The organism is Pectobacterium araliae (assembly GCF_037076465.1).
GTDB lineage: Bacteria > Pseudomonadota > Gammaproteobacteria > Enterobacterales > Enterobacteriaceae > Pectobacterium > Pectobacterium araliae.
Map to the genome: position 1 here is coordinate 852,786 of NZ_AP028908.1, position 13,963 is coordinate 866,748.

The 13,963-nt window shown below is 51.1% G+C and carries 11 protein-coding genes; 3 read left to right on the forward strand and 8 right to left on the reverse strand.

Annotation, left to right across the window (positions count from 1 at the left end; all coding sequences use genetic code 11):
- Positions 1-120: 120 nt before the first annotated feature.
- Both recN and nadK read right to left on the reverse strand, forming a co-directional pair.
- Entirely contained in the window at positions 121-1,782 is a 1,662-nt protein-coding gene (gene recN / locus AACH44_RS03860; RefSeq protein ID WP_261847232.1) for a DNA repair protein RecN, read from the reverse strand.
- A 79-nt stretch (positions 1,783-1,861) separates the two neighbouring features.
- Positions 1,862-2,740, reverse strand: a complete 879-nt coding sequence (gene nadK, locus AACH44_RS03865) for an NAD(+) kinase (RefSeq protein ID WP_261847323.1) — start codon at positions 2,738-2,740, stop codon at positions 1,862-1,864.
- Between the two features lie 148 nt (positions 2,741-2,888).
- On the opposite strand from nadK, the gene grpE reads away from it, so the two are divergent.
- Positions 2,889-3,476: a nucleotide exchange factor GrpE gene (gene grpE / locus AACH44_RS03870; protein ID WP_261847233.1), complete on the forward strand. Its 588-nt coding sequence runs from the start codon at positions 2,889-2,891 to the stop codon at positions 3,474-3,476.
- Positions 3,477-3,703: 227 nt separating this feature from the next.
- The gene (locus AACH44_RS03875) at positions 3,704-4,942 is read left to right on the forward strand and encodes an Nramp family divalent metal transporter (protein WP_261847234.1); all 1,239 of its coding nucleotides are present in this window, start codon (positions 3,704-3,706) and stop codon (positions 4,940-4,942) included.
- 30 nt (positions 4,943-4,972) lie between these two features.
- On the opposite strand, the gene AACH44_RS03880 is transcribed toward AACH44_RS03875, so the two are convergent.
- From AACH44_RS03880 to AACH44_RS03890, 3 genes are all read right to left on the reverse strand, one after another.
- Complete coding sequence (locus tag AACH44_RS03880) at positions 4,973-5,176, reverse strand: 2-hydroxymuconate tautomerase family protein (RefSeq protein ID WP_010282462.1); 204 nt, start codon at positions 5,174-5,176, stop codon at positions 4,973-4,975.
- 13 nt (positions 5,177-5,189) lie between these two features.
- Positions 5,190-6,356 carry an MFS transporter gene (locus tag AACH44_RS03885; RefSeq protein ID WP_261847235.1) on the reverse strand — a complete coding sequence of 389 codons (1,167 nt, stop codon included), beginning with the start codon at positions 6,354-6,356 and terminating at the stop codon, positions 5,190-5,192.
- Between the two features lie 200 nt (positions 6,357-6,556).
- Positions 6,557-7,654 (reverse strand): glycerol dehydrogenase, encoded by a 1,098-nt coding sequence (locus tag AACH44_RS03890; protein WP_261847236.1) that lies wholly within the window; start codon positions 7,652-7,654, stop codon positions 6,557-6,559.
- A 372-nt stretch (positions 7,655-8,026) separates the two neighbouring features.
- On the opposite strand from AACH44_RS03890, the gene nudK reads away from it, so the two are divergent.
- Complete coding sequence (nudK, locus tag AACH44_RS03895) at positions 8,027-8,602, forward strand: GDP-mannose pyrophosphatase NudK (protein WP_261847237.1); 576 nt, start codon at positions 8,027-8,029, stop codon at positions 8,600-8,602.
- Between the two features lie 684 nt (positions 8,603-9,286).
- On the opposite strand, the gene licT is transcribed toward nudK, so the two are convergent.
- The 3 genes from licT to AACH44_RS03910 all read right to left on the reverse strand — a co-directional run bounded on the left by licT (position 9,287) and on the right by AACH44_RS03910 (position 13,707).
- A complete protein-coding gene (gene licT, locus AACH44_RS03900) occupies positions 9,287-10,132 on the reverse strand; it encodes a BglG family transcription antiterminator LicT (RefSeq protein ID WP_261847238.1) in 846 nt (281 codons plus the stop codon).
- Between the two features lie 151 nt (positions 10,133-10,283).
- Positions 10,284-11,711, reverse strand: coding sequence for a glycoside hydrolase family 1 protein (locus tag AACH44_RS03905; RefSeq protein WP_261847239.1), 1,428 nt, complete (start codon positions 11,709-11,711; stop codon positions 10,284-10,286).
- A gap of 64 nt (positions 11,712-11,775) precedes the next feature.
- The gene (locus AACH44_RS03910; protein ID WP_261847240.1) at positions 11,776-13,707 is read right to left on the reverse strand and encodes a beta-glucoside-specific PTS transporter subunit IIABC; all 1,932 of its coding nucleotides are present in this window, start codon (positions 13,705-13,707) and stop codon (positions 11,776-11,778) included.
- Positions 13,708-13,963 lie beyond the last annotated feature (256 nt).

Genomic DNA, 13,963 nt, shown 5'->3' on the forward strand with positions numbered 1-13,963 from the left:
ATGATAATAGACCTTGCAGGACTTGGAAACCTACAAGGCGATTGTATGACCTCAGGAAGGTAAAAAAGTTGAGCTTTTTTACCTGTGATGCGTCTTTCTCGTCGTTGTTGGCGGTGAATTTTAGGCCGCCAGCAATTCTTTGGCGTTCGCCAACGTATTTTTGGTCACGGCACTGCCGCCCAGAAGACGGGCCAGTTCCTGTAACCGTGCGCGTTTATCCAATGACTGCATCAGGGTTTCCGTTTCTGCGCCATCTGTTTGCTTACTCACGAAGAAGTGCTGATGACCGCAACCTGCGACCTGCGGCAGGTGCGTCACACACATAACCTGCGTGGATTCGCCGAGCTGACGCAGCATCCTGCCGACGATGGCGGCAGTTGGCCCGCTGATTCCCACATCGACCTCATCGAAGATCATGGCAGGGGTATCCATTTTCTGCGCGGTGATGACCTGAATAATCAGCGCGATACGCGACAGTTCGCCGCCTGATGCCACCTTCGCCAGCGTCTGGTGTGGTTGACCGGGGTTGGTGGTGACGCGGAATTCGATACTGTCGGCACCGGTGGCCGTCAGGTTGTCCGGCGTAAACTTCACATCAATGGTGAAGTGACCGTGCGGCATTGCCAGCTCGCGCATATTCGTGGTGATGAGCTGCGCCAGCTCGCTCGCATGGTGCTGACGACGCACGTGAACCTGTTGTGCCAGATGCAGTGCCTGCTGGTGATATTCGCCGACGGAGGCGCTGAGCGCGTCATGGTCGCTTTCCTGCTGTTCCAACTGTTGCTGTTCTTCCAGTAGCTGCTGATGGAACGCTGGAAGCGCCTCTGGAGCTACATGGTGTTTGCGTGCCAGCGTAAGCTGGCGCGACAAGCGTTGTTCTAACTCATATAGCCTAATCGGGTCGAGATCCATCTGTTCGCTGTAGTGACGCAGTTCATCGCTGGCTTCGCTAAGCTGAATGCCCGCTTCTTCGATCATGGACAGCACGCCGGACAGTTTGTCATCCATATTGATGAGTTCGCCAAGTTGGTGTTTTACGCTATGCAGCATGCTGATGATGTTCTGCTCGTCGTCTTCGCTCAGCAGTTGCATAGCTTGTTGGCTCATCGTCAGTAGCTGACCGCTATTTGCCAGACGCTTGTATTCAACGTCAATCTGCTCGTATTCACCGGGCTGTGGGGATAATTCATTCAGCTCTTTTAATTGGTATTGCAGTAGTTCCCGGCGGGCTTCTCGCTCAATAGCCGCCTGTTGCAGCTGCGCCAGTGCGCGGCAACTTTGGTGCCACTGATGCCAAACCTGCTGCATGGCAACGAGCAGTTTCGGTTCATCGGCATAGGCATCTAGCAGGTGTTTTTGATGATCGGGACGCAGCAAGCGCTGATGAGCATGCTGACCATGCACTTGAATCAGGTGCTGGCCAAGTTCACGTAATTGAGACAGCGGCACGGCGGTGCCGTTAATAAAACCCCGTGAACGACCATCGGCGCTAATGACGCGGCGTAGCAGGCACTCGTTGCTGTCATCCAACTGGTTTTCTTCCAGCCACTGACGTGCCGTCGGGGTATCCGCCAGCGCAAAGCGGGCACAAATGTCGGCTCGGGCAGCGCCCGGCCTGACCATGCTGGCGTCAGAGCGATTTCCCAGACATAAGCCGAGGGCATCGATCGCAATCGATTTCCCCGCACCGGTTTCCCCGGTGATAACGCTCATCCCTGACTGAAAATCGATCTCTAATTCGCGCACGATGGCGAAGTTACTTATAGTGAGTTGCGCCAGCATGATGGTTTTCCTGTATGAGAACTGTGTTTACATACAGTATAAACTGGTTTTATATACAGTAAAGTAGATTAATAGAATCTTAGAATAATTTTTTTGACCAGCCGAGTTTTGAACTTAGTGTATTGAAATAACTGTAATTTTCTGGATGAATCAAATTCAGATGATGTTCGCTGCGGCGAATCAGGACTTCTTCGCCCTCTTGCACTGGTAGCGCAATCTGGCTGTCGCAACTGATTTCCAGATCGTTAGTGATGCAAGAAAATTTCAACCGAATGGTGCTGCTACTGTTGATGACCAGCGGGCGGGCAGACAATGTGTGTGGGAACATGGGTACCAGCGAAATGGCTTCCAAAGATGGCGTTAAGATAGGGCCACCAGCGGAAAGCGAATAGGCGGTTGAGCCTGTTGGCGTGGCGATAATCAGGCCGTCTGAACGCTGGGAGAAGGCGAATTTGTCGTCAATATAGACTTCAAATTCAATCATGTGTGCGACTTTTCCGGGGTGAAGCACCACCTCGTTAATGGCGGTACTGATGCTATCGGGCTGGTTTGCGCGGCAAACGTGCGCTTCCAGCATGAAACGCTGTTCGCTCAGGTAATGGCCGTCGAGCACGTCAGAAAGCTGCTGCTGGGCATGATCGGGATCGAGATCGGTTAAAAAGCCGAGATTACCCCGGTTTACGCCGATTACTTTGATGTCATAGCGCGATAGCACGCGTGCTGCGCCCAGCATGTTGCCATCACCGCCGACCACCACGGCCAGATCCGCCTGCTGACCGATGCCGGCAAGGCTCGCTGTCGGTGCGTCTTTCAGGTTAAGTTCCCGCGCAATCTGTTGTTCGATCAGAACGGAGTAACCTTTTTCGGTGAGCCAATGATAGAGCATCTCATGCGTTGCCAACGCCGTTGGGTGGCGCGGGTGGCCGACAATGCCAATACAATTAAACGGCCTGTTCATTGTAAGCGGTGTGTTCATTGCTGTTTTGTCCTCAGCGTGGTGTATCGGCAGCGGTGGGAACCAATATATGACAGGTTCCCTTGAATCCCCGATTTTGATCCCCATAATAAGCAACTAGCGAGATTAATGCTAAACCGCGGAGAATTTCATGAGTAGTAAAGAACAGAAAACGCCTGACGAGCAAGTCCTGGATCAAAAGGAAGCAGCAAAAGGGCAGCAAGCGGATGCCACGCCAGAGACGGCAGACGTAGCTGACCCGCGTGATGCGCGCATCGCCGAACTGGAAACCCAGTTGAGCGAATTGCAACAGCGTGAACGTGACAATATGCTTCGCGTCCGTGCTGAAGCCGATAACGTTCGCCGCCGTGCGGAAATGGATATCGAAAAAGCGCATAAGTTTGCGGTAGAGAAATTTGCCAGTGAAATGCTACCAGTTATCGACAATCTGGAACGTGCGCTGGATATGGCGGACAAAGCCAATGAATCACTGGCTGCGATGATTGAAGGTGTCGAACTGACGCTGAAATCGTTGCTGGATGCCGTGCGTAAGTTTGGCATCGACGTTGTGGGTGATGTGGGTGTGCCGTTTAACCCAGAAGTGCATCAGGCGATGACGATGTTACCTTCGGCCGATCATCAGCCGAACCATGTCATGATGGTAATGCAAAAAGGCTATACGCTGAACGGCCGTTTGCTGCGTCCGGCGATGGTTGCCGTATCAAAAGCACAAGACTGATACACGTACTTTACAACGTATCTTTATTCCGAACCCCATGCCCACCACATGGGGTTTTTTGTTTATATCTTGTTAAGATTTGTTTGATAAAAAAGATGTTTTTTAAGTTTTGAATGACTCATCATCTTTAACTATCAAAAGAATTGGTATCACCACTCTAAATGCACTTGATAATCATTATCGTTTTTGTGAGAGTAATAAAACAACAGTGTTAGAAGGGTCATACTATGCCGGGTAGCCGTGTTATTGAGTCAACAAGCCGTACATCAAGGAAGGTCAAACTTTCTTTGATGGGCCCGGCGTTTATCGCGGCGATTGGTTATATTGATCCGGGTAACTTTGCCACGAACATCCAGTCTGGCGCAGCCTATGGCTATACGTTGTTGTGGGTGGTGGTGTGGGCGAACCTGATGGCGATGCTGATCCAGCTGTTGTCTGCCAAATTGGGGATCGCAACCAGTAAGAACCTGGCTGAGCATATCCGCGATCGCTTCCCGCGCCCGGCCGTTTGGGCATATTGGGTGCAGGCCGAAATTATTGCGATGGCGACCGATTTGGCCGAGTTTATCGGTGCGGCAATTGGTTTCAAACTGCTATTGGGCGTGTCGTTACTGGAAGGCGCGATTCTCACCGCTATCGCTACTTTCCTGATTCTCATGCTGCAACAGCGTGGGCAGAAGCCGTTAGAAATGGTCATCGGCGGGCTGTTACTGTTTGTGGCAGCAGCGTATATTGTCGAACTGGTATTCTCTCAGCCTGAGCTGTCCGCGTTAGCCAAAGGCATGGCAATCCCAAGTCTGCCTACCTCCGATGCCGTGTTGCTGGCCGCCGGTGTGTTGGGGGCGACCATTATGCCGCATGTGATTTACCTGCACTCTTCCCTGACGCAGCATGAGGGCAACCACACCCGTGCCGAGCGTTATTCGGCAACGAAAGTCGATGTCGCGATTGCGATGACCATCGCCGGATTCGTCAATCTGGCGATGATGGCAACGGCTGCGGCGGCGTTCCATTTCAGCGGCAATCAGGATATTGCCGATCTGGATAAAGCCTACCTAACGCTGGAGCCGCTGCTGGGTAAAGCGGCTGCGGTCATTTTTGGTCTGAGTCTGGTGGCGGCGGGTCTGTCTTCTACCGTCGTCGGTACGCTGGCGGGGCAGGTGGTGATGCAAGGGTTTGTGCATTTCCATATTCCACTCTGGGTACGTCGCACAGTGACTATGTTGCCATCGTTTATCGTGATTCTGTCCGGTATGGATCCGACGCGAGTGCTGGTGCTGAGCCAGGTGGTGCTGAGTTTCGGGATTGCGCTAGCGCTGGTTCCTTTGCTGTCCTTCACCGGTAACCGTGAATTAATGGGGACGATGGTGAACGGAAAATGGGTACAGCGCATTGGGCAACTTATTGTTGTACTGGTGGTTTCCCTGAATATGTATCTGCTGATGGATACGATGTTGGGGATATAAAACGGGTGCCACTCAGGTGGCACCATTTCACTATTTACTGGCTTTTCTCAGCTCCGTCACTGGCACGCCGCCGATCCCCCAGTTGTCCGTTTCAACTTCATCAATCACGACCACGGTGGTTTTTGGGTTTTTGTTTAGCACATCAACCAGTAACTGAGTGACGCCTTCAATCAACTGACGCTTTTGTTCAGCGGTGACGCCTTCATTGGTGATTTTGATGTTTACGTATGGCATAGATTCTCCGGTATTAGGGTAGTGGTCGACGGTAGGGGAAGCAAAGCCCTGCCGCGATGAAAAGAGCTGCTGCGCTACACAGGATCGCTGGCGCGACAGCGTTGGTATTCGTCAGGGCGCTGGTGAGCAGTGGGCCAAGAATCTGACCTATGCCATAAGTGAGCGTCACCAGCCCAAGCAGGTTGATACCGTGTGGTGCATGTAGCCGTTTGGCTAAAGGCATCACCAGCGAGGTGGTTCCCATAAAAGTAGCACCAAAGCCGAGGCAGCTGAATATCAATGCCACGGGGGAGTGGTTGAATAGCGTTAACAGGACGCAGCCTCCCTGAATCAGCAGGTTTGCCGTCAAGCAGGGCAAGGTTCCCCAGCGGCTGGCGGCCCATAGCCAGAAAAAACAGCCGGGAATAACCGCCAGCCCAACCAGCGACCATAAATGCAGAGATAAATGCGGTATGCCGAGCGACGTCACCATCAGCGGCAGATAGGTAGCGATGATGATATATCCAAAGCCTGCGAGACCGTACAGCAGCGAGAGCCGTCGCCAACCAAGGTGCGGCGGTTCATCGACATTGACCATGTGTTGCTGCACTACGGTTGATTTATGCGGTGAAAGGATGAGTAAGACGAGTAGCAGTAGCACGGCGATCAGCGCCGCACCCCACCACAATAGCTCGGCGGTGAGGGCGTAATGTTGTCCGATGATGATGTATTCATTGCCTAATACGATTCCTACGCCAACCCCGGCATAGAGCGAAGCGATAACGCGAACATGCCTTGTGTGGTGCAAAATAGTCAAAGAACCGAAAATCATCACCGCCGCGCTGGCTATCCCTGCAATGAAACGAATGATCATGACCAGCGTAGTATGGGTGGTCAGTGCCATCGCGAAGAGCAAAACGCCCGTTGCGGCTGCGGCGATAAACAGCAGGAACACGGGTTGATTGGTTGAGGTGCGACGGCTGAAAGAGAAAAACAGACTGCCGAACAGGTAACCTGCGTAGTTTGCGCTGGCAATATAGGAAAGCTGACCGAAAGTGAAGTGACCTTCCTCCAGCATCACGGGTAGCATCGGCGTATACAAAAAACGCCCCAGTCCCATTCCTAATGCCAGCACGATCGTCCCGAAAAGGGCAAGCATTAGCGTATCAGATAGCGCGATAAAGCGAGGGTGTTTCGTCATTCGATGGCTCAGGGTTGAGAGAGTATGCCGCTATCCTGCCCGTTTTCTCATCAAATGAAAGTGAATAGTAATGAGTAGGTTGATGACGCAGAGAGAACGTTTTCTGGCAGGAATACGGTAGGGATAGGTGTGCTTGTTACATCAAGCCCGACTCCATTGCGCAGATCTCGCTGGAGTCAGGCTTTTTACCGCGGCTGCGATTAACTAATCGTTTTGCTGAATGCATCGACGGCGACAATGGCGTGGGCGACATCTTCTGCCGTTAAACTGCTATCCAAATTTTTCAAGGTATCGGCATCACTGCATGCCAGTTCACCCACTTTGACCAGATTGTCAAACGACTCATTTTCCAGATGCAGATCTTTTAGCAACGTTGGCATGTTAATCGCGCGGTAGAAACGAATGTAGCGTGCGATTTCCTCATCAGGACGTTGCTCCAACACCATATGTGTCAGCGTGCCGTAGGCGACTTTTTCCCCGTGTGTGAGGTGGTGAATATCGCCCTTGATCGCGGTAAATCCGTTGTGAATAGCGTGAGCACCCGCCAGTCCGCCATTCTCGAAGCCCAAGCCGGAAAGCAGCGTGTTGGCTTCCACCACGGATTCTACCGCTGGCGTTACCGCACCTTTTTCTACTGCTTTGTAAGCACTGTAACCGTAGGTTAGCAGCGTTTTCTCGCAGGTTTCGGCAATCGCCATGCCCGCCAGCGTAGGTTTACCGCCCAGCATGGAAAGTGCGTGAGAGCGCAGAACCGCCTGCGCTTCTACAAAGGTTGCCAGGCCATCGGCAATGCCGGAGGCGAACAGGCGTGCGGGGGCTTGCGCGCACACGGCGGTATCGACTAGCACCAGATCGGGGTTCTTATCGTAAAAGCGGTAGGACTCAAACACGCCTTCGTCGGTGTAGATGACGGACAGCGCGCTGCATGGTGCATCCGTTGACGCCACCGTTGGGACGATAGCGACATTGTGTTTCAGCTCATCGGCGACAGCTTTCGCCGTATCCAGCGTTTTACCACCGCCTAACCCGACGACAATGTTTGTGCCCGCGTCGCGCGCCAGCTTGGCAAGGCGGGTGATTTCGTTGCTGGATGCCTCACCGTTAAAACGTTCGTAATGGTGGCCGATGCTTGCCTGTTTGAGGGACGCATCAACGCGCTGGCCGATAATGTCCCAAACAATGCCGTCCGCCATCAGAAATGCTTTCGTTCCCAGCGGCTTGAGTTGTTCACCCAGTTCATCCAGCACGCCGCGACCCTGAACATATTTTCTAGGTGAAGAGAAAATGAAATGGCTCATGTTATCTACCTCGATGATGTGGTTTGAGAAGTGATGCGGTATTGAATTCGAGTGAATCATGGAAGGCGGTTGCGGTAGCGCGTCATGAGAATTGACAGTGGTGATGGGAAAAACGAAAGCGCTGCGCGACTTCCTGAAACGTGACTGATTTAAGGTATAGCATAGTCGATAAACGAAAGATGGACGAAAAGAGCGGAATGGTATAAATGATGTTATTTTATATAAATCATGTGGTTAATATATTTTTTCGCCATGGATTTCGTTTAATACATGCTTCCTTATCCGTTTATGCCGCGGTTAAAAGGGGATATGATAAATTCACGTTTGTATAAACGAGCCTTCCCTCTAGCCATCGATCACCGAGGTGTTTGCATGTCGTCTCCCATTGATATCGTCGAAAAGAAGCTGCTATCCGATAACTGGTACATTCTGAATAAATATACTTTTGATTTAAAAAGAAATAATGGCGGCATCGTTCGCCAGGTGCGTGAAGTTTACGACCGCGGTGATGGCGCGACAATTTTGCTGTACAACCGGGCGAAAGGCACGGTGATTCTGACACGGCAATTCCGTATTCCCACCTACGTTAACGGCAATGAAAGCGGCATGTTGCTGGAAGCCTGCGCCGGTTTGCTGGACGATCATTCGCCTGAAGAATGTATCCGCAACGAAGCAATCGAAGAAACCGGCTATGCGGTCGGCAACGTGGAAAAGCTGTTTTATGCCTACATGTCGCCGGGTAGCGTGACGGAGCGCGTGCACTTTTTCGCTGCGGAATACGATGAGTCGCTGCGAGATAATCCGGGCGGCGGCGTGGAAGATGAAGATATCGAGGTACTGGAGCTGCCATTTAGCGAAGCCGTTGCAATGATGAACGATGGCCGGATTAAAGACGGTAAGACCATCATGCTATTACAGCATGCGATCATTCGCGGCTGGTTTGCCTAGGTGGCAGTGTATTTTATGGCACACAGGCATCTACGTGTGCCGCTTGATTTGTCGTGGTAACGTTTTTATTTCTGGGTAATACCGTGATGGTGGTGTGATGATGGCTACGACTATTTGAGTAAACTTTTTATTTATTTTCTTATGATTGGTTTTTTATTTTTATTTCAATGCTATGAATTTATTTTAGGTTGTTTTTTAGTCTATTTTATCGATCAGATAGGGGTTTTTTCTGAGGAAATTTTTCCTAAATTTTTTGTATTGAGATCGAATATTTAGTTATTTCTCTCCTTGTTGTGTGACCCGTATCACTGGATAACAGAATGTAAGCGGTGTAACTCGTTGCTTCATTATGCAGTAACTCACATTCTCTCTTTACAAAAAGTAAAGAAGGGCTGCTCTGATGAAGATCAAGAATAAAGTATCTACCCTATTTGCAGTTTCATTCCTCACGCTGGGTCTATCGAGTCAAAGCCTGGCTGCTGAAGTCACCGTATGGGTCTGGGATCCTAACTTCAATGTTGCGGCAATGCATGAAGCTTCTTCGATATATACAAAAGCCGATCCAAGTTTTAGTCTGAAAGTGATCGACTCAGGTAAAGAAGATATTGAGCAGAAACTCAATACGATGTTGGCTTCGGGTGTTAAATGCACGTTACCACTGGTTCAGTGGGGACGGGCGCTGTTTTACTCTGGAGTGATGCGGACGATATGGATAATCAGGTACAGCATTTCATCGTTAGAAATGTCGATATTGAGCAGGTTATGAATATAGTCTTTGATCAGTCGACTGCACTTATAGGCATCGGGATATTCTTTGGTGACTTGCTCAAAAATAAAGTCATCATTTGAATGAATCAGGCTATTTTCCAACAGACGCTGAATAAAGAATTGCATGTGCGTTAGGAAGCGGGAGTAGTTAATCGACTCTTTATCAATGACGATATGGAAGTTGTACTGGATGATATTAAAGATATCTTTCAGCATCTTGACCGACTGGAGCGTGTTTTCCATATTCTGGACGTCGGTTTGAGCGTTGACTAAATGAAAGGCGATATTGCCCGCTTCCTCTTCGGGCAATTCCAGCATCATCTGCTGGTTAATGTCGTTGAGCGCCCGCGAGGCAATCGCGAATTCCTGCGGATAAAACCGCTTTACCTCATAAAGCAGACGATTTTGTATGCTGATGCCTTTGCGATAGCGCTCAATCGCAAAGCTGATATGGTCGATCAGCGTAAAAAAGACCTGCTCGCTCAAGCGACCATGAAGCTGCCGGTTCGCATCATCAATAATCTTATTCACGATGTGAACATATTCTTCCCCAACGTGTTCAATCAGACGGGCAAATTCGCGTGGCGATGTGCCATCCTTGAGAATAAAAGTCTTCTCAATTTTAGCCGGATCGAGAATATCTCCGGTCTTGCTGTTAAAGCCGATTCCTTTCCCCATAACAATGATTTCGTTGTTATCTGCATCGGAAGATAACACCAGGCTATTGTTCAGTATTTTTATTGCTTTTATCGGTTCAGCCATCATGCGTTTCTTGAGAGAGTCAGTGGGAAAATCAGTGAGATAAACTCGCCCTATGATTTATCACGTTGCGGGATAGAGGCGTCCTGCAACGTGATATATCCGGCGTCGTGCTCATCCCTGTTTTAACAACGTGTCGTACTGGGTATCGGTATCACGGGACGCTGGAAAATAAGCGTGCTCCATTTGATTCTATGACACCTTGATACCAGTAAAAACTTTTCTTTTTGATGCGGCGTAGATCTTTCAGATCGAATTCGTCGCGGTTCACGTAAATAAACCCGTAGCGCTTACCGTAGCCCTGATGAGTGCTCACTACATCGATCGCCGACCACGGACAATAGCCAATAAGATCAACCCCATCGCTGATGGCGAGCTGCATCTGTTCAATATGACGGGCAATAAAATCGATGCGATATTGATCGTCGATTGTACCGTCTGCCTCGAGCTTATCCGGCGCGCCCATGCCGTTTTCCGTAATCAGGATCGGCAGATGATAGCGCTCGTAAGTTTTCCGCAGCGTTAAGCGCAAGCCAATAGGATCGATCACCCAGCCATAAGGCGTTTTATCAACGTGTGGGTTTTCCGCTGCACGATAAACACCGGGTTCGCCCAGCATGATTTGCTGATCGCCCGCGCGGGCGCTGACATCCGACGCATCGCCTTTGCTGGCAGCAATGGTGGCGGTGGAGTAGTAGTTGATCGCCACGTAGTCGGGCTTGCCTGACTGTAGGATATCGTCATCGCCGGGTAATGTTTCCGGAGTCAGACCGCGATCTTCCAGATAACGCCAGGCCAGCGCGTTGTAGCGGCCGTGCACGGCAACATCCAGAAAACTCCAGCAGCGCAGCGTTTCCCAGTTGTGTGCGGCGATAGCATCTTCCGGTTTGCTGGTGGCCTGATACATAGACGTGGTGTTGATCGCCGGACCAATCAGGCCGTTGGGCGCGAGTTCGTGACACAAGGCCATGACCTGAGCCTGCGCCAACATCATGTGGTAGTTTTGCTGATACAGCACTTTTTTAGACGGTAAAACGCCACCTTCCGGCAGGCCAATCGCGCCGGGATGCAGAATCATGGTGTTCTGCTCATTGATTGTCAGCCAATATTTTACCTTGTCGCCGAAATGCGTAAACAGCGTGCGGGCGTAGTGAACAAAGGCATCAATCGTGGCGCGATTTTGCCAGCCGCCTTGTGCCTCAAGGCAATAAGGCAAATCGAAATGGTAGAGCGTGACGACGGGCTCGATATTGTGCGCGTTCAACTCATCAATCAGATTGTTGTAAAACGCGATACCCAGCGGATTGATGGCACCAGTGCCATCGGGAAGAATACGTGTCCAGGCGATAGAGAAGCGATAGGCTTTCAACCCCAGTTCAGCGAAAAGCTGCACATCTTCTTTAAACCGATGGTAGTGATCGCTAGCCACGGTGAAGTCAGCTGTGCTGTCCGGGTGCTGGCATTGATCAATGATCGACGGGCTTTTCCCATCGGCCAGCCAGCCGCCTTCTACCTGATAAGCCGACGTCGACGCTCCCCACAGAAAACCTGCCGGGAAGTGTTTTTGCTGTTGATAGTGCATATTTTTCTCACATACAGGGAGACTGAAAAGCATTGGGCAGGGTGCCCAATGCTTTTATGGATCGTCAGGCGTTCACTTTAATGATGGTATCCATCGGGGCGATCGGCTGCGGTGCGGTGCAGACGATGCTGGCGTACTCATCGCTATTGATAATCACGACTGGCGTAACCGGGTCATAACCCAGACGCGTGATTTCATGCAGATCGAAGCTAATTAGCCTGTCGCCAGCGGTGACACGGTCGCCCGGTTTGATATAGCCGGTAAAGTGCTTGCCGTTGAGGTTCACCGTGTCCAGACCGACGTGAATCAGCAATTCCAAACCGTTGTCAGCCCGGATGCCGATGGCGTGTTTAGATTCAAGGAACGTGATGATTTCGCCACTGACGGGCGCGACCACTTCACCGTTGTCAGGAATAATCGCCACGCCTTGTCCCAGTAATCCCTGAGAGAATACGTCATCGTTGATGTCACTCAGCGCGACCAATTTGCCGGACAGCGGGCTGAGGATAGTTTGTGGTTCCGCGCGGTTTTCTGCTGTCTGCGATTTTTGCGCGGTATAGGCTACTGGTGACACTTGGCGTTGATCTGCCTGAGCCGAATCGGTTTGGGCACTGTCAGTGTCATCCACCGGATCGTCGAATCCCATGATCCAGGTGAGGGAAAACGTGACGACAATCGCAATGGTGCAGGTGATCAGCGCATGGACGATATTCATCGGGTTTTCACCAATAAAGGCAGGCAACGCGGCCAGCCCCGGTGAGACGAAGGCGTAGCGAACCAGCCCGGTCAGTCCGGCATAGATGCCCGCACAACCTCCGCCAATCATGGCGGCAATCAGCGGTTTCTTCAGTTTCAGCGTCACCCCATACAGGGAAGGTTCGGTGATACCTAACAGCGCGGTGAAGCCCGCCGAAGAAGCCAGCTGTTTCAGATTCTTGTTCTTGGTTTTAAACGCGACGCACAGTGTGGCGGCGCCCTGAGCAATGTTGGAAGCCAGCATGCCGGGTCCGTTGATCATCTCGAAGCCGTTACGGGTAAGTTGCGAGGTGGCAATCGGCGTCATCGCCCAGGCCGTACCGGTGATCACCAGGAACGGTTGCAGGCCACCCATCAGCATCGGGATTAACCAGCTTGCCTTGCCGTCAATGATCGCCGCGCCGCTGGCGACCAGATCGTTGAGGAAAATACCGAAAGGCCCAATCACCACTAATGCCAATGGCGCGGTAAACAGCAGCACGATCATCGGTTTGGTGAAGAAGGTGATCATCGATGGCGAGACTTTTTCAGCGAATCTCTCGATGTAGGACATGATCCACACGGTGAGAATGATCGGTAACACCGATCCGGCATAGTCCGCCAGCCGTACCGGAATGCCAATAAAGCTGATGGGGCCGCCTGATGCTAACAGCTGAGCCAGATTTGGGTGCAGCAATGCGCCAGCGATCGTCATCGCCAGAATCGGGTTACAGGCGAACTTGATGGAGGCTCCGTAAGCCAGCAGCACAGGTAGGAAGAAAAAGGCTGCATCGGAGATGGTATCCAGCAAGCGATAGGTCGTGCTGTCGGCAGAAATTAAGCCAGTCAGCTTGAGGATTGCCAGCAGTGCTTTAATCATCCCTGCGCCAGTAATTGCCGGAATGACGGGGGTGAAGGTGGTGGAAATCACGCTGATGATTTGCGTAAAAATACCGCCTTTTTTCTGCTGCTTGTTGCCAGCACTGCGCTGGCTGTTCATCTCGCCAATCTCATTCAAAATTGCCCGGTAGGTGACTTGAACGTCGTTGCCGATCACCACCTGAAACTGGCCGCCGCGATCGACCACGCTGATGACGCCGGGAAGTTTAGCAATTGCCTCTGCCTGTACGGCACGGCTGTCGTTGAACTCGAAACGTAAGCGAGTGGCGCAGTGGGTCAGTTTGCTGACGTTCTGCTTGCCGCCGCTCAACCCGAGGATGTCGACTCCAAGTTTTTGATAATTCGTTTTTTGATAATCCATAGTTTTACCCTGTGTTGACGCCAATTAAACCAAAAAAAAAGACCAAAATAAAAATGCACCTCTTAAAAAGAGGAAATGCATTTTTATTTTGGTCTTGCCTGCCGAAGCAGTAGCACGCCGCGATAAAAATAGGCTGATGCAACGTGTGGTGTTGCGCCGTAATATCAGCATGCGGCGCTGGAGTGATGCAATGGACTCAGGTGAATTAATTGATCTGGATCACAAACAATAGCGCTGTTTGCGATCCTTTTGCGCA

Coding starts and splice junctions, on each gene's coding strand:
- AACH44_RS03880 (WP_010282462.1), bottom strand. CDS start 5,176: ATGCCATACGTAAACATCAAAATCACCAATGAAGGCGTCACCGCTGAA.
- nudK (WP_261847237.1), top strand. CDS start 8,027: ATGTCGTCTCCCATTGATATCGTCGAAAAGAAGCTGCTATCCGATAAC.
- nadK (WP_261847323.1), bottom strand. CDS start 2,740: ATGAACAGGCCGTTTAATTGTATTGGCATTGTCGGCCACCCGCGCCAC.
- AACH44_RS03885 (WP_261847235.1), bottom strand. CDS start 6,356: ATGACGAAACACCCTCGCTTTATCGCGCTATCTGATACGCTAATGCTT.
- AACH44_RS03910 (WP_261847240.1), bottom strand. CDS start 13,707: ATGGATTATCAAAAAACGAATTATCAAAAACTTGGAGTCGACATCCTC.
- AACH44_RS03905 (WP_261847239.1), bottom strand. CDS start 11,711: ATGCACTATCAACAGCAAAAACACTTCCCGGCAGGTTTTCTGTGGGGA.
- AACH44_RS03890 (WP_261847236.1), bottom strand. CDS start 7,654: ATGAGCCATTTCATTTTCTCTTCACCTAGAAAATATGTTCAGGGTCGC.
- AACH44_RS03875 (WP_261847234.1), top strand. CDS start 3,704: ATGCCGGGTAGCCGTGTTATTGAGTCAACAAGCCGTACATCAAGGAAG.
- recN (WP_261847232.1), bottom strand. CDS start 1,782: ATGCTGGCGCAACTCACTATAAGTAACTTCGCCATCGTGCGCGAATTA.
- grpE (WP_261847233.1), top strand. CDS start 2,889: ATGAGTAGTAAAGAACAGAAAACGCCTGACGAGCAAGTCCTGGATCAA.
- licT (WP_261847238.1), bottom strand. CDS start 10,132: ATGGCTGAACCGATAAAAGCAATAAAAATACTGAACAATAGCCTGGTG.